This window comes from Streptomyces sp. NPDC038135 (assembly GCF_055601245.1).
In genome coordinates, this window is record NZ_JBVJXS010000005.1 from 372,693 (window position 1) to 392,037 (window position 19,345).

At 74.3% G+C, this 19,345-nt stretch carries 15 protein-coding genes and 2 pseudogenes; 8 read left to right on the top strand and 9 right to left on the bottom strand.

Features of this window, described 5'->3' with window-relative positions:
• Positions 1–141: 141 nt before the first annotated feature.
• The 7 genes from ACZ7JA_RS16435 to ACZ7JA_RS16465 all read right to left on the bottom strand — a co-directional run bounded on the left by ACZ7JA_RS16435 (position 142) and on the right by ACZ7JA_RS16465 (position 8,127).
• Positions 142–2,682, bottom strand: coding sequence for a polynucleotide kinase-phosphatase (locus ACZ7JA_RS16435; protein WP_470808826.1), 2,541 nt, complete (start codon positions 2,680–2,682; stop codon positions 142–144).
• Positions 2,679–4,184: a 3' terminal RNA ribose 2'-O-methyltransferase Hen1 gene (locus tag ACZ7JA_RS16440; protein WP_470808828.1), complete on the bottom strand. Its 1,506-nt coding sequence runs from the start codon at positions 4,182–4,184 to the stop codon at positions 2,679–2,681. Before ACZ7JA_RS16440 ends, ACZ7JA_RS16435 begins: the two co-directional genes overlap by 4 nt.
• A 114-nt stretch (positions 4,185–4,298) precedes the next feature.
• The gene (locus ACZ7JA_RS16445; protein WP_351666635.1) at positions 4,299–5,222 is read right to left on the bottom strand and encodes an LLM class F420-dependent oxidoreductase; all 924 of its coding nucleotides are present in this window, start codon (positions 5,220–5,222) and stop codon (positions 4,299–4,301) included.
• A gap of 114 nt (positions 5,223–5,336) precedes the next feature.
• Positions 5,337–5,822, bottom strand: coding sequence for a DUF6099 family protein (locus ACZ7JA_RS16450; protein ID WP_351666633.1), 486 nt, complete (start codon positions 5,820–5,822; stop codon positions 5,337–5,339).
• A gap of 179 nt (positions 5,823–6,001) precedes the next feature.
• Positions 6,002–6,346, bottom strand: a complete 345-nt coding sequence (locus tag ACZ7JA_RS16455; RefSeq protein ID WP_401136917.1) for a nucleotide pyrophosphohydrolase — start codon at positions 6,344–6,346, stop codon at positions 6,002–6,004.
• On the bottom strand, positions 6,343–7,641 hold the full coding sequence (locus tag ACZ7JA_RS16460) for a P-loop NTPase family protein (protein WP_470808831.1): 1,299 nt from the start codon (positions 7,639–7,641) through the stop codon (positions 6,343–6,345). The genes ACZ7JA_RS16455 and ACZ7JA_RS16460 overlap by 4 nt, the downstream gene beginning before the upstream one ends.
• Before the next feature lie 96 nt (positions 7,642–7,737).
• Positions 7,738–8,127, bottom strand: coding sequence for a cell division protein SepF (locus tag ACZ7JA_RS16465; RefSeq protein WP_199212371.1), 390 nt, complete (start codon positions 8,125–8,127; stop codon positions 7,738–7,740).
• 269 nt (positions 8,128–8,396) lie between these two features.
• On the opposite strand from ACZ7JA_RS16465, the gene ACZ7JA_RS16470 reads away from it, so the two are divergent.
• From ACZ7JA_RS16470 to ACZ7JA_RS16495, 6 genes and pseudogenes are all read left to right on the top strand, one after another.
• The gene (locus tag ACZ7JA_RS16470) at positions 8,397–10,121 is read left to right on the top strand and encodes a hypothetical protein (RefSeq protein ID WP_450751387.1); all 1,725 of its coding nucleotides are present in this window, start codon (positions 8,397–8,399) and stop codon (positions 10,119–10,121) included.
• A 108-nt stretch (positions 10,122–10,229) separates the two neighbouring features.
• Complete coding sequence (locus ACZ7JA_RS16475) at positions 10,230–12,047, top strand: methylmalonyl-CoA mutase family protein (RefSeq protein WP_450751388.1); 1,818 nt, start codon at positions 10,230–10,232, stop codon at positions 12,045–12,047.
• Positions 12,047–14,221: a methylmalonyl-CoA mutase gene (scpA, locus tag ACZ7JA_RS16480; protein ID WP_351666623.1), complete on the top strand. Its 2,175-nt coding sequence runs from the start codon at positions 12,047–12,049 to the stop codon at positions 14,219–14,221. Before ACZ7JA_RS16475 ends, scpA begins: the two co-directional genes overlap by 1 nt.
• 6 nt (positions 14,222–14,227) lie before the next feature.
• Positions 14,228–15,232 (top strand): methylmalonyl Co-A mutase-associated GTPase MeaB, encoded by a 1,005-nt coding sequence (gene meaB, locus ACZ7JA_RS16485; RefSeq protein ID WP_470808834.1) that lies wholly within the window; start codon positions 14,228–14,230, stop codon positions 15,230–15,232.
• 52 nt (positions 15,233–15,284) lie between these two features.
• Positions 15,285–15,566: pseudogene (locus tag ACZ7JA_RS16490) on the top strand (hypothetical protein); the annotation flags it as partial.
• Between the two features lie 145 nt (positions 15,567–15,711).
• Positions 15,712–16,185, top strand: coding sequence for a hypothetical protein (locus ACZ7JA_RS16495; RefSeq protein ID WP_389302769.1), 474 nt, complete (start codon positions 15,712–15,714; stop codon positions 16,183–16,185).
• Here the strand turns inward: ACZ7JA_RS16495 and ACZ7JA_RS16500 are convergent.
• On the bottom strand, positions 16,139–16,846 hold the full coding sequence (locus tag ACZ7JA_RS16500; protein ID WP_470808836.1) for a GNAT family N-acetyltransferase: 708 nt from the start codon (positions 16,844–16,846) through the stop codon (positions 16,139–16,141). The two genes, ACZ7JA_RS16495 and ACZ7JA_RS16500, sit on opposite strands and share 47 nt — an antisense overlap.
• Before the next feature lie 194 nt (positions 16,847–17,040).
• Here ACZ7JA_RS16500 and ACZ7JA_RS16505 point away from each other — a divergent pair.
• A pseudogene (locus ACZ7JA_RS16505) lies at positions 17,041–17,225 on the top strand (hypothetical protein); the annotation flags it as partial.
• 175 nt (positions 17,226–17,400) lie between these two features.
• Positions 17,401–17,868 (top strand): MarR family winged helix-turn-helix transcriptional regulator, encoded by a 468-nt coding sequence (locus tag ACZ7JA_RS16510; protein WP_351666615.1) that lies wholly within the window; start codon positions 17,401–17,403, stop codon positions 17,866–17,868.
• 262 nt (positions 17,869–18,130) lie between these two features.
• Here ACZ7JA_RS16510 and ACZ7JA_RS16515 read toward each other — a convergent pair whose 3' ends face one another.
• Positions 18,131–19,330, bottom strand: a complete 1,200-nt coding sequence (locus ACZ7JA_RS16515) for a PP2C family protein-serine/threonine phosphatase (protein ID WP_389305665.1) — start codon at positions 19,328–19,330, stop codon at positions 18,131–18,133.
• Between the last annotated feature and the right edge of the window lie 15 nt (positions 19,331–19,345).

Genomic DNA, 19,345 nt, shown 5'->3' on the forward strand with positions numbered 1-19,345 from the left:
CATCCTGGCCACGGACGACCGCCTTCACGCTCCACTCGGCCGTTTCCGCCGCTTCCTGTTTTCGTCCCACTGACGCGAAGGCCGCCGGAGAGGACGGAGCCCGGTGCGCGGGCGGCCGCGCACCGGGCTCCGTCCCGCCGCTCACAACCGCGGGTCCACCGGTTCCGACTCCAGGGCGAGCACCCCGAAGACGGCCTCGTGCACCCGCCACAGCGGTTCGCCGTCCGCGAGCCGGTCCAGCGCCTCCAGACCGAGGGCGTACTCGCGGATCGCCAGCGACCGCTTGTGGCCCAGGAAGCGGGCGCGCAGGCGGGCGAGGTTGTCGGGGCGCGTGTACTCGGGGCCGTAGATGATCCGCAGGTACTCGCGGCCCCGGCACTTGACGCCGGGCTGCACCAGCCGGCCCTCGCCGTCGCGCACCAGCGCGCCGAGCGGCTTGACGACCATGCCCTCGCCGCCCCGGCCGGTCATCTCCAGCCACCAGTCGACGCCGGCCCGGACCGATTCGGCGTCGCCCGTGTCGACGTACAGCCGCCGGGTGGTCTGCAGCAGTCCGGTGCCGTCGTGCTCCACCATCCGGTCGATCAGGGCCAGTTGCCCGTCGTGCGGGAGCGCGGCGAGGCTGCGGCCCTCAGCGGCCAGGATCTGGAAGGGGGCGAGACGGACCCCGTCCAGGCCGTCGGTGGTCCAGCAGTAGCGGCGGTAGGCCTCGGTGAACGCGGCCGCGTCCGCGGCCCGTCCGCGCTGGCGCTCCAGCAGCCCGCCCACGTCCGTGCCCCGGGCCGCGGCGGCCTCCAGGGCGGCGAGGGCGTCCGGGAACACCGCGCCGGACGCGGCGCCGACCGCCGCGTACTGGCTGCGCAGCAGACCCGAGGCCTTCAGCGACCACGGCATCAGCTCGGCGTCCAGCAGCAGCCAGTCCGTGCCCAGCTCGTCCCACAGGCCTGCGTCCGAGACGGCGGAGCGCAGCCGGCCGAGGATCTCCTCGGTCACCTCCGTGTCGTCGAAGAACGGCCGTCCGGTACGGGTGTACAGGGCGCCGGTGGGACCCTCCACGCCGAACCGCGCGGCCGCCGCCTCCGCGTCCCGGCACACCAGGGCGACCGCGCGCGAGCCCATGTGCTTCTCCTCGCACACGACCCGCGCGACGCCGTCCGCCGCGTACTGCGCGAACGCCTCGGCCGGGTGCTCCAGGTAGCCCTCGACGTGCGAGGTGGCCGTCGGCGCCATGGTCGGCGGCAGGTACGGCAGCAGGCGCGGGTCGACCGCGAAGCGGCTCATGACCTCCAGCGCCGCGGCCGCGTTGTCCTCCCGGACCGCGACCCGGCCCGAGTGCCGGGTCTCCACCACCCGGCGGCCGTGCACGTCCGCCAGGTCCAGCGGCCGTCCGTCCTGCCCGCCGGGCGCCTCGCTGCGCAGCGGCCTCGCGGGCTCGTACCAGACCCGCTCGGCCGGTACGTCGACCAGCTCGCGCTCGGGCCAGCGCAGCGCGGTCAGCTTGCCGCCGAACACCGCGCCGGTGTCCAGGCAGATGGTGTTGTTCAGCCAGCTCGCCTCCGGCACCGGGGTGTGGCCGTAGACCACGGCGGCCCGGCCGCGGTAGTCCTCCGCCCACGGGTAGCGCACCGGCAGCCCGAACTCGTCGGTCTCGCCGGTGGTCTCTCCGTACAGGGCGTGCGAGCGCACCCGCCCGGAGGTGCGGCCGTGGTACTTCTCGGGGAGCCCGGCGTGGCAGACGACCAGCCGGCCGCCGTCGAGGACGTAGTGGCTGACCAGGCCGTCCAGGAACCGGCGCACCTCCGCCTGGAACTCCTCGCTCTCCCCCGCCATCTGCTCGATGGTCTCGGCGAGCCCGTGGGTGTGCTGGACCTTGCGGCCCTTGAGGTGCCGGCCGTACTTGTTCTCGTGGTTGCCCGGCACGCACAGCGCGTCGCCGGACGCGGTCATCCTCATCACCCGGCGCAGCACGCCCGGGGTGTCCGGGCCCCGGTCGACCAGGTCGCCGACGAACACCGCGGTGCGGCCCTCGGGGTGCACGCCGTCGGCGTAGCCCAGCTTGGCGAGCAGGGCCTCCAGCTCGGCCGCGCAGCCGTGGACGTCGCCGATGATGTCGAAGGGGCCATTGAGGTGGGTCAGGTCGTTGAAGCGCTTCTCGGTGACGACGGTGGCGCTCTCGACCTCCGCCGCCCCGCGCAGGACGTGCACCTTGCGGAAACCCTCGCGCTCCAGGTGCCGCAGCGAGCGGCGCAGTTCGCGGGTGTGCCGCTGGATGACCCGGCGGGGCATGTCGGCGCGGTCGGTGCGGGCCGCGTTGCGCTCGGCGCACACGTCCTCCGGCACGTCCAGCACGATGGCGATGGGCAGCACGTCGTGCTCCCGGGCCAGTTCGATCAGCCGGCGGCGGCTGTCCTGCTGCACGCTGGTGGCGTCGACGACGGTGCGGCGGCCGGCCGCGAGCCGCTTGCCGGCGATGTAGTGCAGCACGTCGAAGGCGTCCCGGGAGGCGCTCTGGTCGTTCTCGTCGTCGGCCACCAGGCCGCGGCAGAAGTCCGAGGAGATCACCTCGGTCGGCGCGAAGTGCCGCCGGGCGAAGGTGGACTTGCCGGAGCCGGAGGCGCCGACGAGCACGACGAGGGAGAGGTCGGTGACGGGGAGGACCCGTCCCGTGGGTGTCTCGGTCATGCCGCCTTCGCCTCCTTCTCGGCCTTCTCGGCGCTCTCGTTGTTCCCGGCCTTCTCCGTCGAGGCGGAGAAGACGGCCATCTGGGTGGGCGGTCCGACCTCCGGGTCGTCCGGCCCGACGGGCACGAAGGCGACCTCGTACCCGTGCCGTCCGGCCACGGCCGCCGCCCAGGCGCGGAACTCCTCGCGGGTCCACTCGAAGCGGTGGTCGCCGTGCCGGACGTGTCCGGCGGGCAGCGTCTCCCAGCGGACGTTGTACTCGACGTTCGGGGTGGTGACGACGACGGTGCGCGGGCGGGCGTGCCCGAACACGGCGTACTCGAGGGCGGGCAGCCGGGGCAGGTCGAGGTGCTCGATCACCTCGCTGAGCACGGCCGCGTCGTAGCCCTTGAGCCGCTTGTCGGTGTAGGCGAGGGAGCCCTGGACGAGGCTGACCCGGGCCGCCTGCCGCTCCCCCATGCGGTCCAGCCTGAGCCGGCGCGAGGCGATGGTCAGGGCCCGCACCGACACGTCGACGCCGACGATCTCGGTGAACCGCACGTCCTTGAGCATTTCCTGCACCAGCTGGCCCTGTCCGCAGCCCAGGTCCAGGACGCGGGCGGCGCCGGCCTCGCGGAGGGCGGCGAGGATCGCCTCGCGCCGCAGCACGGCGAGCGGCGCCGGCTTCTCCTCGTCCTCGGCCCCGGTGTCCGCCGGCACCGCGTTGTCGATCGACTCGACCTCGCTGTCGTCGGCCTCGGCCAGCCGCACCAGCTCCAGCCGCTCCATGGCCTGCCGGGTCAGCGACCAGCGGCGGGAGAGGTAGCGGCTGGTGATCAGCTTCTGCTCCGGGTGCGCGGGCAGCCAGCCCTCACCGGCGCGCAGCAGCTTGTCGACCTCGTCGGAGGCGACCCAGTAGTGCTTGGCGTCGTCGAGGACGGGCAGCAGCACGTACAGGTGGCGCAGCGCCTCGGCGAGGGTCAGCGCCTCCGACTCCAGGGCGAGCCGGACGTACCGCGAGGCGCCCCACGCCGGGAACCGGGCGTCCAGGGCGACGGGTTCGGCGGTCACCGTCCAGCCGAGCGGCTCGAACAGCTTGCGTACGAGGTCCGGGCCGCCGCGGGCGGGCAGCGCGGGCACCTCGACGCGCAGCGGCAGGGGCGCGGCGGCCAGCTCCGGGCGGGCCTTGCACACCCCGCGCAGGGCGCTGGAGAAGACGCCGCTGAGCGCGACCGCGAGGAGCGAGGAGGCCGCGTAGGGGCGGTCGTTGACGTACTGCGCGAGTGCCGCGTCGGGCGCTCCGCCGCGGCCCCTGCCCTTGCTCCGCCGCACCAGCGCGACCGCGTCGACCTCCAGCATCAGCGCGGCCGTGCAGCGCTCGGCGTCCGCCTGCGGGTAGAACACGTGCGCGGTGCCGTAGGAGGTCGAGAAGGTCTGCGCCTTGTCGGGATGCTTGTGCAGCAGGTACCCGAGGTCGGTGGCCGGGTGGGCGGCGTCGCCGCGCGTGGAGATCGTCAGGAACACATGTCCGAGTCTCCCCGCTGCCGGACCCCGTCGACCAGTGGTTTTCCGGGCCGGAGCGGCCCCTCCGCCCGGTTCGGAGCGGAGGGGCCCACGAGGTGGGGCGGGCGACCGGGGTCAGGACAGCTGGGTCTGGACCTGGGAGGAGATCAGTTCCAGGTGGTCCAGGTCGTGGAGGTCGAGGATCTGGAGGTAGATGCGGCTGGAGCCGGTCTCGGCGTAGCGGCCGATCCGGTCGACCACCTCGGCCGGGGAGCCGGCCAGGCCGTTGGCCTTCAGCTCGTCCACCTCGCGGCCGATGGCGGCGGCCCGGCGGGCGACCTCCTGGTCGTCCCGGCCGACGCAGACCACGAGCGCGTTGGAGTAGGTCAGGGCGCCGGCCCCGCGGCCCGCCTCCTCGGCGGCGGCGCGCACCCGGCCGAACTGCCGCTCGCTGTCCTCGACGGAGGCGAACGGGATGTTGAACTCGTCGGCGTAGCGGGCGGCGAGGCGCGGGGTGCGGGTGGCGCCGTGGCCGCCGATGAGCACCGGGATCTTCGACTGGGCGGGCTTGGGCAGCGCGGGCGAGTCGGTGAGGTCGTAGTAGGCGCCGTGGAAGTCGAAGGTCTCGCCGGTCTTGGTGGCCCACAGCCCGGTGACGATCTCGAGCTGTTCCTCCAGGCGGGCGAACTTCTCCTTGGGGAACGGGATGCCGTACGCCTTGTGCTCCTCCTCGAACCAGCCCGCGCCGAGGCCCAGTTCGACCCGGCCGCCGGACATCTGGTCGACCTGCGCGACCTGGATGGCGAGCACGCCGGGCAGCCGGAAGGTGCCGGCCGTCATCAGGGTGCCCAGGCGGATGCGCTTGGTCTCGCGGGCCAGGCCGGCCAGCGTGATCCAGGCGTCGGTGGGGCCGGGCAGGCCGTCGACGCTGCCCATCCGGAGGTAGTGGTCGGAGCGGAAGAACGCGTCGAAGCCAAGATCCTCGGTGGCCTTCGCCACGGTGAGCAAGGTGTCGTAGGTGGCCCCCTGCTGGGGCTCGGTGAAGATTCGAAGGTCCATACACCCATCCTGCCCGGCCCCGGCCCCGCAGGTCTCATCGGTACCGCCGGGCACGGCCGTCCCGATCAGGTGAATCCCTCGGCCGCGGGCGCGGAGTCGGTGCGGTCCGGCCGGTCAGACACCCGACGGGCTGTCCTCCGCGCCCTCGGGTAACGCCTCGACGCGCGCGGCCAGTTTGCGCAGCATCTCCAGGACCCGGTCCCGGGACTCGTCCGCCGCGTCGATGGCCTCCATGCACTGCCAGTACGCCGTCTCGTCGGCCGCCGAGCTGGCCATGCCGACCAGCGCCATGCCGACCTCGCCCAGCAGGCCGCCGAGGCAGAGCAGGGTCAGCCGGGCGTCGTCCAGCTCGGTGAGCTGGGCGGCGCGCAGGTCGCCGGGGTCGAGTTCCGGGGCGTCCAGGACGCCGCAGCCCCGGCCCGCCAGTTCGGTCAGGCCCAGCGCCTCGCCCCGCAGCTCCGGCGGGCCGGACACCGCAAGGCGGCTGCCGATCGCCTGGGCCAGGGCCTGCGCCTGCCACACCTCGGCCATGATCTCGGGCCGGTCGGCGCCCTGGGCCAGGGCCCGCCTGCTCGTCCCGATGAGTCGCACCGCATCCATGCGCTGCCCCCGTCCAGTCCGCCGTGCGTCCTCGCACGCCCGCGTGAACTCCCTTGTTCACTACCCAGAGTGAAGGCGCCTGAGACGTAAAGCCAGAGATGGGCGGGAAATTGTGGACAACAATTCGGATTCGGGACGCGCCATGACTCCGCAGAGTGATAGCGGAAGGTGGCACTCCGTCAGTCGGCGGCGTCCGGCCCGGGGGCCGGGAAGCGCTCCTCGTTGCGGTCGATCTTGGCGGACAGGGCGGCGAGCGGATCGACGCCGAGGACCTCGCAGAGCTGGAGGAGGTAGGCGAGGACGTCGGCGACCTCGTCCCGGACCCGGTGCGCGGTGCCCGGGTCGTCCATCACCCGGGCCGACTCCTCGGGCGTCAGCCACTGGAAGATCTCGACCAGTTCGGAGGCCTCCACACTGAGCGCGGCCACCAGGTTCTTGGGGGTGTGGTAGGGCTGCCAGTCGCGCGCGGCGGCGAACTCGGCCAGCCTGCGCTGGAGTCCGGCCAGGTCGGGGTGTTCCGTCACGGCCTCAGGTGTACCACGGTCACCCCTTCGGTCCCCACGGCCCAGGAGGCGTCGCTGACGGCGCCGACGCAGCGGATGTGGCCCCGTTCGCCCATGCGGGCCGCCGTCCGCAGCAGCGCGCGCCGCTGGGCCGGATCGAGGCCGCGGTCGAAGCCGTCGGTGAGCACGGTGAGGGTGCGCAGCGCGTCGGGCACCTCGCCGGGCGTGTCCACGGCCAGCACGCCGGGCCCGGTCAGCAGCACCAGCGCCAGCGCGACGTAGCGCAGTTCGCCGTCGCCGAGCCGGGCCAGCTCGGTGCGGAAGCCGTCGCCCCGGTCGAGCAGCGCCCGGACGGCGCCGTCGGCCAGCGGCTCCGGGACCAGGTCGGCCACCGGCCCGGCGCAGCCGCCGCGCAGCGCCTCCACGAGCGCCGCGTGCCGGCGGCCGCACTCGGAGCGGGTGCGCCACAGCACGTCGGCGAGGTTGTCGCAGCCGGGCAGGAGCCGCCCCGAGCCGGTGGGGACGGGGGCGCGCATGTTCTCGGGGCGCGGGTCGCAGGGGAACACCGAGCGCAGCGCGACGACCATCTGCTCGGCGGCGGCGAGCACCCGCCGCTGCCCGTCGGTCTTGCCGGCCACCCGCAGCGGCAGCAGCGGGGTGCCGAGCAGGTCGTCGGGCAGCGGGGCGCGGGTCACCGGGGCGGCGCCGGCGGTGTGCCAGGCGGCCTGGACTGCCCGTCGGCCCGGGTCGCGCAGGGCGGTCTCCAGCAGGACCACCCCGTCCGCCGTCAGCCGTTCGCCCACGATCCGCAGTTCCGGCTCCGCCTGCACGGCGACGTCGAGCCGGACCGGCCCAGCGGCGCCGTCGGCCGTGCAGCCGATCCGGAAACCCCGGCGCCGCTGGGCGTCGGGCCGCGCCCGTTCCGGCACCCACGCCGCCGGCTCCGGGAACACCTCGTCGAGCGGCGCCCCGCCGCCGAGCCGGGCGAGCGCCTCGTACGCCGCGAGCGCGGTCGTCTTGCCCGAGCCGCTGGGGCCGGCGAACAGGGTGACGGCGCCCAGCGGGAACGCGGCCCGCCGGTGCCCGGCGAAGGCGGACAGCCGCAGTTCGGTGACGCGGGCGCGCACGTCGAGCGGGCCGAGGGCCCCCGCTTCCGCGCCGCCCGACGGACCGCCCTGCCCCGGCACCCGGGCGGAGTCGTCCGGGACCGCGGAGGGCGGACCCAAGGGCCCGGAAGGCGGCGCCAGGGGCTCGAGAATCGGTTCCAGGGGGCCGGAAGGCGGCGGGAACCCGGTGGACACGGGAGGGACGGCCATATGCGGACGGTAGGCCTCCGCCGGACCGGCGAACCGTTTTGCCCGCCGCACCTTCCTACGATCGGGGGACCATCCGCGTCCCGCGTGGCGACGGCCTCAGCCGCCGGCCATCCCGGCGCCCTCCATCAGCCCGCTGACCTCGGTGCCGGGCGGCGTCAGCAGGAAGACGTTGCGGTCGACCCGGTGCATCCCGCTGCCCAGGCCGAACACGACGCCCGTGCTGAAGTCGAGGACACGCTTGGCGACATCGCCCTCCGCGCCGGACAGGTCCAGCAGCACCGGCACCCCGGCCATCAGCGTCTCGGCGACCTCACGGGCGTCCGCGAAGACGTTGACCCGCAGGACGACGAACCGGCGCCGGGTCTCGGTCTCGGCGTCCGGCAGCGAGCGGTGGCGCACCGCCGACGGCCAGGCGTCCCGGCCCCGCAACGGCACGACCTGGGCGAGCCCCTCCCACTGTTCATCGGTGACGTCGTAACGGCTCACCGGCTCCACCTGACCTGACTCGCACCCAATGCCTGCACCAGCCAATTCTTACGCCAAGTCACCCGTTCAGCCCAACAACGACACACTGCGCGACCGCTCATGCGTCCTGTTCCATCCGGCACATGTACGAATAAAACGCCTTCTTACCGCCCTCACACCGGTCTCTTCATGTCGTTCCCCGCCCCGCTCACCGGCCGCCACTAGCGTCCGGTGCCGTGCACTTGGCAGATACACGAGCGGCGGCGCCCGGGCGGTGGACACGGCCGGCGATGTCCGCCGCCCCGGAACGTCCCACCGGCGACCTCCCCGGCCCCGCGCAGTGGCACCGGGTCCTGACCCTGCTCGCCGACGTGAGCCTGTTCATCGGGACCCGGTCCCTGTGGTCGCAGGCGGCGAGCCGCAACCTCTTCCTCGTGGCGGTGGTCTCGCTCTGCTACGTGTCGATCCTGGCCGGCGGCGTCCTCGCCCTGACGGTCCGCCGGACGCGCTCGCTGGCCCGCCTCGACCTCATGGTGCTGCTGACCGCGCTCACGCTCACCGCCTGCGCCTGGTGGCTGAACCACGCGGGGGGCGACGAGGCGGTCCTCACCGCCCAGGCCGCGCGGGAACTGGTCGCCGGGCACCCGGTGTACGGGCAGCCGTGGCCCTTCCTGTTCCACGGCCCGAACGTCGCGCTGACGCCGACGATAGACGGGGGCTACGACTTCACGTACGGCTATCCTCCGCTCGCCCCGCTGCTGGCCGCCCCCCTGCTGTGGGTGGGCGGTGGCGGCGCTCCCGCGACGGCGGCGGCGACCGTGGCGCTGCTCACCGGCGCGGTGCTGCTGTGGCGGCTGCTGCCGGTGCCCTGGCGCTCGGCGGCGACGATGGCGTGCCTGGGCTTCGGCTTCCTGCCGGGGTACGCCCGTTCGGGTTATCCGGCGATCCCGGCCATGGTGCTGATGGTCCCGGTGGTGGTGGGCTGGCCGCGCACCGGCCGGGGCGGCCGGCTCGGCGGGCCGGGGATCGCGCGGGCCGTGTGCCTGGGCGCCGCGTGCGCGACCCAGCAACTGCCCTGGTTCGTGGCGCCGTTCCTGCTGGCCGGCATCTACGCGGTGCGCCGTGGCGAGCTGGGCGGACGCGCGGCCACCGCGGTCTGCGCGCGCATCCTCGGGATCGCCGCGACGACCTGGCTGCTGGTCAACGCGTACTTCATCGTGCACGAGCCGGGACCCTGGCTCGACGGCGTCGCGCTGCCCCTGACCCAGGGCGCGGTGCTGCACGGCCAGGGCCTGGTGGACGTCTCGCTGTACTTCACGCACGGCAGCGACCACCTCGACTGGTACGGCCACGCGAGCGCGCTGCTCGCCGCCGCCCTGCTGGCGCTGTACGTGCTGTTCGTACGGCGGCTGGGCCCGGCGGCGACGGTCCTGCCCTGGTGCGCCTTCTGGGTGGCGACCCGCTCCCAGGACGGCTACTACCTGATGATGACCCCGCTGTGGCTCGCGGCGGCGGTCACCGTGCCCCTGTCGGACTTCGCGAACGCCTGGCAGCCGCGCCCCCGGTGGCTCCGGGGACCGCGCCGCCGGCCGGCGCTGGCCGGCGCGGCCGCCCTGCTGGTGCTGCCCGCCCTGGTGAGCGCGGCCCTCGCGGCGACGGGCCGGCCGCCGCTGCGGATGGACGTGACGGCGGCGCGGCGGGCCACGGCGCAGTCGCTCGCCGGCTTGAGCCTGAGGGTGACCAACTCCGGGGACACCGCGCTCACCCCGCACTACATGCTCACCACCAGCCACGGGATGAGCAGGTACTGGTCGCTGACCCGCGGACCGGCCACGATCGCCGCGCACACCACGGCGACCGTCGAACTGCGCGCGCCGTCGGGGAGGTTCGCGCTGCCGCCCGCCGCGGCGGGCGCGCGGCTGCGCCTGCGCGCCTTCACGGGGGATCCGCAGACGCTCTCCACCCGGGACCTGCGGCCGGCCGAACTCGGCCCGCGCAAGCCGCCCGAACGGTAGGGAACCGGGCGGCCGGGTCCGGGCGAGGTGCAGGTCACAGCCGCGGAGAGGGAAACGTCACAGCCCGCGCTCTGCTGTCGGATGAGCACCCTGCCCTAACATCCGAGCATGACGGTCCTGCCTGACGACGGGCTCTCACTGGCCGCCGAGTTCCCTGACGCGACACACGAGCAGTGGCACCGCCTGGTCGAGGGTGTGCTGCGCAAGTCGGGCAAGGAAGTCTCCGGCGCGGCAGTCGAGGACGCCCTGTCCACGACACTCGAGGACGGGCTGCGCACCCGGCCCCTGTACACGGCGCGCGACGGCGCGCCCGACCCCGGCCTGCCCGGCTTCGCCCCGTACGTGCGCGGCGGCCGCCCCGAGGGCAACACGGCCGGCGGCTGGGACGTACGGCAGCGGCACACCGCGCTGGGCGGCGGCGCCGACGGCGCGGTGCTGGCCGACCTGGAGAACGGCGTCACCTCGCTGTGGCTGGTGCTCGGCGAGGGCGGCATCCCGGTCTCCGACCTGGGCCGGGCACTCGACGGGGTGCTCCTCGACCTGGCGCCGGTCGTCCTCGACGCCGGCCGCGACACCGAGGCGGCCGCCGAGGCGCTGCTGCGGCTGTACGAGGAGAAGGGCGTCGACCCGAAGGCGGTGCGCGGCGGCCTGGGCGGCGACCCGCTCGGTCACGAGGCCCGCACCGGCACCGCGCTGGACACGGCCCCCTTCGCCGCCCTCGCCGCGCGCTGCGCCGACGCCTTTCCCGGCCTGCGCGCGCTGACCGTGGACGCGCTGCCGTACCACGAGGCGGGCGGCTCGGCCGCACAGGAGCTGGGCGCGTCCCTCGCCACCGGCGTGGCCTACCTGCGGGCGCTGACCGAGGCGGGACTGCCGGTCGAGGCGGCCTGCGCGCAGCTCGAGTTCCGCTACGCGGCCACCGCCGACCAGTTCCTGACCATCGCCAAGCTGCGCGCGGCGCGCCGGCTGTGGGCCCGGGTCGCCGAGGTGGCCGGGGCGCCGGGCGCGGGCGGGCAGGTCCAGCACGCGGTGACCTCGCCGGTGATGCTGACCCGCCGCGACCCGTGGGTGAACATGCTGCGCGCGACGGTGGCCACGCTGGCCGCCGGGGTCGGCGGCGCCGACTCGGTGACCGTGCTGCCGTTCGACCACGCGCTGGGCCTGCCGGACGCGTTCGCCCGCCGTATCGCGCGCAACACCTCCACGATCCTGCTGGAGGAGTCCCACCTGGCCCGGGTCATCGACCCGGCGGGCGGCTCCTGGTACGTGGAGCGGCTCACCGAGGAGCTCGCCCAGGCCGCCTGGGCGTACTTCCGGTCGATCGAGCGGGACGGCGGCCAGGCCGCGTGCCTGCGCTCCGGCCGGATCCGCACGGACCTGGCGACCACCTGGGCGGAGCGCTCCAAGAAGCTCGCCAAGCGGCGCGAACCCATCACCGGCGTCAGCGAGTTCCCGCTGCTGGGCGAGAAGCCCGTGGAGCGCGAGCCCGCGCCCGAGCCGCCGTCCGGCGGACTGCCCCGGGTGCGCCGCGACGAGGCGTTCGAGGCGCTGCGGGCCCGCTCCGACGCGCACCTGGCGGCGACCGGCTCCCGGCCGAGGATCTTCCTGGCCGCGCTGGGCTCGCCCGCCGAGTACACCGCGCGCGCGACGTTCGCCGCGAACCTGTTCCAGGCGGGCGGCATCGAGCCGGTCAGCGAGGGCGCCTTCGAGGACAGCGGCGCCACCGAGGCCGTGCTGTGCTCCACCGACGCGCTCTACGCCGAACGGGCCGGACAGGCCGCCGAGTCGCTGCGCGCGGCCGGCGCCCGGCACGTGTTCCTGGCGGGCCGCCCGGCCGAGCACCCGGGCGTCGACTCGTACGTCTTCGCGGGCTGCGACGCCGTCGACGTGCTGTCCGCGACCCTCGACCGCATGGGAGTGTCCTGATGGGAATCCCCGACTTCGCCGGCATCGAGCTGGGGACGCCGGCCGTCGACGGCGGCGCCGAGGAGTGGCGTGCGGCCGTCAAGCGCGCGACCGGCGGCGAGGAGCCGCTGTGGGAGACCCCGGAGGGCATCGGGGTCAAGCCGCTGTACACCGGCCGTGACCTGGAGGGCCTGGACTTCCTCGGCACGTTCCCGGGCATGGCGCCGTACCTGCGCGGCCCGTACCCGACGATGTACGTCAACCAGCCCTGGACGATCCGCCAGTACGCGGGCTTCTCCACCGCCGAGGAGTCCAACGCGTTCTACCGGCGCAACCTGGCGGCGGGCCAGAAGGGCCTGTCGGTCGCCTTCGACCTGCCCACGCACCGGGGCTACGACAGCGACCACCCGCGGGTGACCGGTGACGTCGGCATGGCGGGCGTGGCCATCGACTCGATCCTCGACATGCGGCAGCTCTTCGACGGCATCCCGCTCGACAGGATGACCGTGTCGATGACGATGAACGGCGCGGTGCTGCCGATCCTGGCGCTGTACATCGTGGCGGCGGAGGAGCAGGGCGTACCGCCCGAGAAGCTGGCCGGAACCATTCAGAACGACATTCTGAAGGAGTTCATGGTCCGCAACACCTACATCTACCCGCCGAAGCCGTCGATGCGGATCATCTCCGACATCTTCGCGTACACCTCGCAGCGGATGCCCCGCTACAACTCCATCTCCATCTCCGGGTACCACATCCAGGAGGCGGGAGCGACGGCCGACCTGGAGCTGGCGTACACCCTCGCGGACGGCGTGGAGTACATCCGCGCGGGCCGCGAGGCCGGTCTGGACGTGGACGCGTTCGCGCCCCGGCTGTCGTTCTTCTGGGCGATCGGCATGAACTTCTTCATGGAGATCGCGAAGCTCAGGGCGGCCCGGCTGCTGTGGGCCAAGCTGGTCTCGCAGTTCGACCCGAAGAACGCCAAGTCCCTCTCGCTGCGCACCCATTCGCAGACCTCGGGCTGGTCGCTGACGGCGCAGGACGTGTTCAACAACGTGACGCGTACGTGCGTCGAAGCGATGGCGGCGACCCAGGGCCACACCCAGTCGCTGCACACCAACGCGCTCGACGAGGCGCTCGCGCTGCCCACCGACTTCTCGGCGCGCATCGCCCGCAACACCCAGCTCCTCATCCAGCAGGAGTCGGGCACCACCCGGGTCATCGACCCGTGGGGCGGCAGCGCGTACGTGGAGCGGCTGACGTACGACCTCGCCCGCAAGGCCTGGGCGCACATCCAGGAGGTGGAGCAGGCGGGCGGCATGGCGCAGGCCATCGACGCCGGCATCCCCAAGCTGCGCGTGGAGGAGGCGGCGGCCCGCACGCAGGCCCGCATCGACTCCGGCCGCCAGCCGGTGATCGGCGTCAATAAGTACCGGGTGGACAGCGACGAGCAGATCGAGGTCCTGAAGGTCGACAACTCCTCGGTGCGCGCCCAGCAGATCGAGAAGCTGCGGCGGCTGCGCGCGGAGCGCGACGAGCAGGCCTGCCGGGACGCGCTGGACGCGCTCACCCGGGCCGCGGACGGCGACGGCAACCTGCTGGAGCTGGCGGTGCGCGCGGCCCGGGCCAAGGCCACCGTCGGGGAGATCTCGGACGCCCTGGAGAAGGTGTACGGGCGGCACGCGAGCCAGATCCGTACGATCTCCGGGGTGTACCGCAACGAAGCAGGACAGTCCCCGTCCGTGGACCGCACCCGCGCCCTGGTGGACGCCTTCGAGGAGGCCGAGGGGCGCCGGCCGCGCATCCTGGTCGCCAAGATGGGCCAGGACGGCCACGACCGCGGCCAGAAGGTGATCGCGACCGCCTTCGCCGACCTCGGCTTCGACGTCGACGTCGGCCCGCTGTTCCAGACGCCGGAGGAGGTCGCCCGGCAGGCGGTCGAGGCGGACGTGCACGTGGTCGGGGTGTCCTCGCTGGCCGCCGGCCACCTCACGCTCGTGCCGGCGCTGAAGGAGAAGCTCGCCGAGGAGGGCCGCGAGGACATCATGATCGTGGTCGGCGGTGTGATCCCGCCGCAGGACGTGCCGACGCTGCTGGAGATGGGCGCCACGGCCGTGTTCCCACCCGGGACGGTGATCCCGGACGCGGCGTACGACCTCGTGCGGCGGCTGTCGGCCGACCTCGGCCACGAGCGGTAGCCGCGTATGGCAGCGATCGATCTCGACACGTACGTCAAGGGCGTGCTCGACGGGCGGCGGGCCCTGGTGGCCCGCGCCATCACGCTGGTGGAGTCCACCCGGCCGCAGCACCGGGCGCTGGCGCAGGAGTTGCTCACCGAGCTGCTCCCGCGCAGCGGCCGGGCCCGGCGCATCGGCATCAGCGGCGTGCCCGGCGTCGGCAAGTCGACGTTCATCGACGCGTTCGGCACGCTGCTGACCTCGCAGGGTCACCGGGTGGCCGTCCTCGCGGTGGACCCCTCCTCGACCCGCACCGGCGGCTCGATCCTGGGCGACAAGACCCGGATGGAGCGCCTCGCGGTCGACCCGGACGCCTTCGTACGGCCCTCCCCCAGCGCGGGCACGCTGGGCGGGGTCGCGAAGGCCACCCGGGAGTCGATGGTGGTGATGGAGGCCGCCGGGTACGACGTGATCCTGGTCGAGACCGTCGGCGTCGGCCAGTCGGAGACGGCGGTCGCCGACATGGTCGACTCCTTCCTGCTGCTCACCCTGGCCCGCACCGGCGACCAGCTCCAGGGCATCAAGAAGGGCGTGCTGGAGCTGGCCGACGTGATCGCCGTCAACAAGGCCGACGGCCCGCACGAGCGGGACGCGCGGGCGGCGGCCCGCGAGCTGGCCGGTGCGCTGCGGCTGATGCACGGCAGGGACGCGTTCTGGACGCCGCCGGTGCTCAGCTGCAGCGCCCGTGAGTCGACCGGACTCGACGTGGTCTGGGAGCGGCTGGAGCAGCACCGTACGCTGCTGGACTCCACCGGCCGGCTCGTCGCCAAGCGGCGGGACCAGCAGGTCGACTGGACCTGGTCGATGGTCCGGGACGAGCTGCTGGGCCGGCTGCACGCGGACCCGGCCGTGCGCGAGGCCGCCCCGGCCCTCGAACAGCAGGTCCGGGAGGGCACGCTGACGGCGACCCTGGCGGCGGAGGGCATCCTGCGCGCGTTCGGCGGACGGCGGGACCCGGCGCCGGGGCGGTGAGCCCCGGTTCGTCCGGGGCCCGCCCCGGACGTGACGTTCTGCCCCGGGCCGCATCCCCGGCCGCGGCAGGGCTCCCTGGAGGAACCATGCCCCACCCTCCCGTGTCCCCTCCCCCGGCCCGCGCTGGTACCGGGAGACCGGACCCGCCCGGTGGAGGTCCTTCGCCGCCGCCTGGATCGGCTGCGTCCTCGACGGCTTCGACTTCGTGCTGATCACCCTGGTGCTCACCGAGACCGGCGACGCGTTCCGGCTGAGCACCGTGCGGGCGGCGAGCCTCGTGTCCGGCGCGTTCATCGCCCGCTGGCTGGGCGGTGCGGTCCTGGGCGGCGGCGGGAGCGGTGCCGCAGGGCCCGTCGCGGACGGCCGGCCGGACCCGCCCGACGACGCCGCGAAGGGGACGCCGCTCCGCGGCTGAGCCGGGGCGGCACGGGTACCCGGGCCACGGACACACAGATGGCCGACGTGTGGAGGTGTCGACAGTGCGCACCGGACTACTGCGGATCATCGGGGCGGCGACCCTCGCCTACGGAGCCGCGACGGCGTACCGGCCCGGCCTGCTCGCCAGGCCCTGCGGGCTGGTCGACCGGGACGGCGACGTGGACCCGCACACCGCCGCGGTGCTGCGCACCCTGGCGGTGCGGGACGCCGTGAACGGTCTGGCGATGACCGTCGCCCCCCGGGGACCGGCGCTGGTCACGGCCTCCGCCGTGCGCATCGCCTCGGACGTCGGGGACGCCGTCCTCTTCGGCGGCGCACTGCCCGGCCGGTTCCGCCGGGCGGGCGCGGTGGGCACCGCCCTCGGCTGGGCCGCCCTCACCGCCGCCGCGCTGATCGTCCCGGCGGGGCCCGGGCGCAGCGCCCTGCGGCTGGCGGCGCGGGGTGTAGTGCCGGGGACGCCCGGCAGCGTCACGGGGTGCGGAAGCCGCGGAAGGTCACGCGCTCACGGGTCCTGAACCCCAGCCGTTCGTACAGCGCGATCGCGCCCGTGTTCGCCTCCGCCACGTGCAGGAAGGGCCGTTCCCCGCGTTCCGTGACGCGGACGACCAGAGCGTCGATCAGCCGCAGGGCGTGGCCCCGGCCGCGTGCCTCGGGCGCCGTGCAGACCGCGCTGATCTCGGTCCAGCCCGGGGGCCGCAGCCGTTCCCCGGCCATGGCCACCAGCCTGCCGTTCTCCCGGACGCCCAGGTAGGTGCCCAGCTCCGGGGTGCGCGGCCGGAACGGGCCCGGACGGGTCCGTTCGACCAGGTCGAGCATCTCGGGCACGCTGTCCGGGCCCAGTTCCAGCACCTCGGCGTCGGCCTCGGCCTCGCGGCGAGGCGCGGACCGGCCGGTGCCGGACCAGGTCATCTGGCGGCCCTCCAGGGTGAAGACCTGCTCCCAGTCCGGCGGCGGCGTGGCGGGGCTGCTGAACATGTCGGCGAGTTCACCGGGCCCGAGCAGCCGGGCGAGGTCGGCCCATTCGGCCAGGTCCGGGTCGGCGGACACCGCGCAGAAGCTCGCCACGTCCGGCAGGTAGCCGACGGCGCGGCCGAAGCGGCGGGCGAGGTGGGCGTGACGGCCACGAAGCGACTCACCCACCGGGTCACCGAGTGCCACGCCGTCGCGATTCCCCATCAAGCTGTCCCTCCGATCCGGCGCGCCCGGATCGGCCGCCCCAGCCAGCGATCATAGGCACGCCCTGCCCGAGCGGACGAAGCCGCCGGGACGGCCCGGGCCGGGCGCCCGGCCCGGGCAGCAGCCCAGGTCCGGCTCACAGTCTCGCCGCCCGGCCCGGCCGCCGATCCGGGCCAGCGCAAGCAGGCCGGGGCCAGATCCGCCGGGCCGTCCCCGCCCTCCAGATGGGCCAGTACTCCACCGCGCGTCAGCGGCGCCATGGCCTTCCCTCTCCGTCCCCGCCTCCGGCAAGGCCAACCTCCGGGTCTACGTCCTCGACCTGGGCGGCGCCAACGCGGCGCCCGGGAAGGTCGGCACGGACGGTCCGTACCCGAAGTAGTCGTAAGGGCCGGCGGCACGGTGGACGCACCGCGCCGCCGGCCTCGCTTCGGCATCACTTCGGTACCGGGCGGGGAAGCGTGTACAAAACACCGGTTGCGATCCTGTTCCCCGGGTACAGCGATGCAATATGGGTTGTCCCCACAGCACCCGCATGTGACTGAAAGTGATGTTTCGTGACTCTTCCCGGCGGCCACCAGGACCGCGCCAGGGGCTCGGGTGACGATCCGAGCGCCGACGCTCAGGCGATCGCCGATGCCGTGGAGCATCTCGCGAACCTCTGGTCCGTCGCCGCCCAGGAGGCGGCCGTACGGCTGTCCCTCCACCAGTTGCGCGCACTGCGGGCGCTGGAGAGGGTGCCGGAGTCGAATCTCACGGGCCTCGCGGAACGTCTCGACATCGGGCTGCCCACCGCCAGCCGACTCTGCGACCGGCTGGAGGCGGCCGGTCTGCTGGAGCGCGAGCTGCACCCGCACCGGCGCCGCGAGGTGCAGCTCAGACTGACCGGACAGGGGCGCCGGGTGCTGGCGGACGTGGCCCGCCGGCGCGCCCAGGCACTGGCCGGCGTGCTGGCGGCGATGGCGCCCGCCGAGCGGTCGGCCCTGGTCCGCGGCATGCGGGCCTTCCTCGGCGCCCAGAGCTAGGGCCTGTCTGACCATTCGCGTCATCGCCCGAAGGGCGGCCGCGCGGCGTCAGGTGCGTGCTCTGGGGGTCCCCCCGGCCGAAGGCTGGGGGAGGGCCGGCTCCAGGGCCGCGTACTGGACGTACTCGGGTCTGGGGCCGGTGCGGCGAGAGTGCGTGCCTGGCGTCGCACGGCAGGCGGGAATTGTCAGACAGGCCCTAGGCCGTGTCCGCAAAGTCGTGTCTGCGTCGCGACTTTGCGGACACGGCCTAGGGCGGCGGGCGTCAGCCGCCGGGCCGCATCCCGCCGGGCTCGCGTCCGATCCAGTCGACGCAGACCACCGCGGCGTCCGCGAGGAGGCCCTCGTCGCCGACGTGCTCGATCAGCCCGGCGACCACCGACCGGGCCGCCTCGTACGGCTGGGTCTGCCGGGTCGCGCCCAGGATCTGACGGAGCACGCCCTCCCCGAACACCTCTCCGGTCGCCGACCGGGTGCCGTGCACGCCGGTGCTGATGACGACCAGGCGGTCGCCCGGCTCGACCTGGAAGGTCTGCTCCTCGTAGAGGGTCTCCTCGAACATGCCGAGCGGCAGCTGGGCCTCGAGTTCGACGCGCTCGATGGTGATGCCGCGCTGACGGTAGAGCTGGGGCGACCCGGCGTCGACGGCGCGGACCGTGCCGGTGTCCAGGTCGAAGCGGAGCAGCAGGGTGGAGGCGTAGGACTTGCCTCCGTACTGGGAGAAGAGCGCCTGGTCGGCGAGGCAGGCCTGGTCAGCGAGGCCGATGCCGGCACGGCGGGCGTTGCGCAGCGCGCTCACGGCGAGGTTCGTGAGCAGGGAGGCCTCGATGCCCTGGCCCATGCCGTCGGTGACGGTGAGCGTGAGGTGGTCGGCACTGGTGGACCAGTCGAAGTTGTCGCCGCCGATGGCGTAGGCCGGCTCCAGGTGGGCGCCGATGACGTACTCGTCCCGGGCGCACCCTCGGCCCGGCAGGAGCTGCCACTGCATCTCGGCGGCGAGGGTGAGCCGGCGGGTGCGGCGGGCCTGGAGGTACAGGTCGGTGTCCCGGCCGGCGGTGGCGACCTCGTGGCCGAGGGCGGTGGCGAACTCGCCGAGCCGCAGCACCGTGCCCGGGTCGGCGCCGGAGCCGGGGACGCGAACGGAGAGCACGCCGAGGCGGTCGCCGCGGACGGTGATGGGCAGGTGGACCAGTTGCGTGGCCGGGTCGGCCAGGACCTCCACCACCGGGTTCTGCGTGGTGAAGGCGGTGCCGGCGGGGCCGTCGTGGGCGGAGACCGGCTCGCCGGTCAGCGGCAGGTGGGTGACGGGCTGCAGGACCGTCAGGCCGTAGTCGGCGAGCAGGAGCGTCACGTCCCGGGCGCCGAAGCTCTCGGCCAGCAGCCGGCCCGCGGTGGCCACCAGGGCGTGCGGCGAGGCCGAGCGCAGCTGGGTCTCCGCGGACGGGACCGGTTCGGCGGCATTCACGACGTCTCCATCCTC

Coding starts and splice junctions, on each gene's coding strand:
- ACZ7JA_RS16445 (WP_351666635.1), bottom strand. CDS start 5,222: ATGGACCTTCGAATCTTCACCGAGCCCCAGCAGGGGGCCACCTACGAC.
- ACZ7JA_RS16460 (WP_470808831.1), bottom strand. CDS start 7,641: ATGGCCGTCCCTCCCGTGTCCACCGGGTTCCCGCCGCCTTCCGGCCCC.
- ACZ7JA_RS16435 (WP_470808826.1), bottom strand. CDS start 2,682: ATGACCGAGACACCCACGGGACGGGTCCTCCCCGTCACCGACCTCTCC.
- ACZ7JA_RS16500 (WP_470808836.1), bottom strand. CDS start 16,846: ATGGGGAATCGCGACGGCGTGGCACTCGGTGACCCGGTGGGTGAGTCG.
- scpA (WP_351666623.1), top strand. CDS start 12,047: ATGGGAATCCCCGACTTCGCCGGCATCGAGCTGGGGACGCCGGCCGTC.
- ACZ7JA_RS16450 (WP_351666633.1), bottom strand. CDS start 5,822: ATGGATGCGGTGCGACTCATCGGGACGAGCAGGCGGGCCCTGGCCCAG.
- ACZ7JA_RS16475 (WP_450751388.1), top strand. CDS start 10,230: ATGACGGTCCTGCCTGACGACGGGCTCTCACTGGCCGCCGAGTTCCCT.
- meaB (WP_470808834.1), top strand. CDS start 14,228: ATGGCAGCGATCGATCTCGACACGTACGTCAAGGGCGTGCTCGACGGG.
- ACZ7JA_RS16470 (WP_450751387.1), top strand. CDS start 8,397: ATGTCCGCCGCCCCGGAACGTCCCACCGGCGACCTCCCCGGCCCCGCG.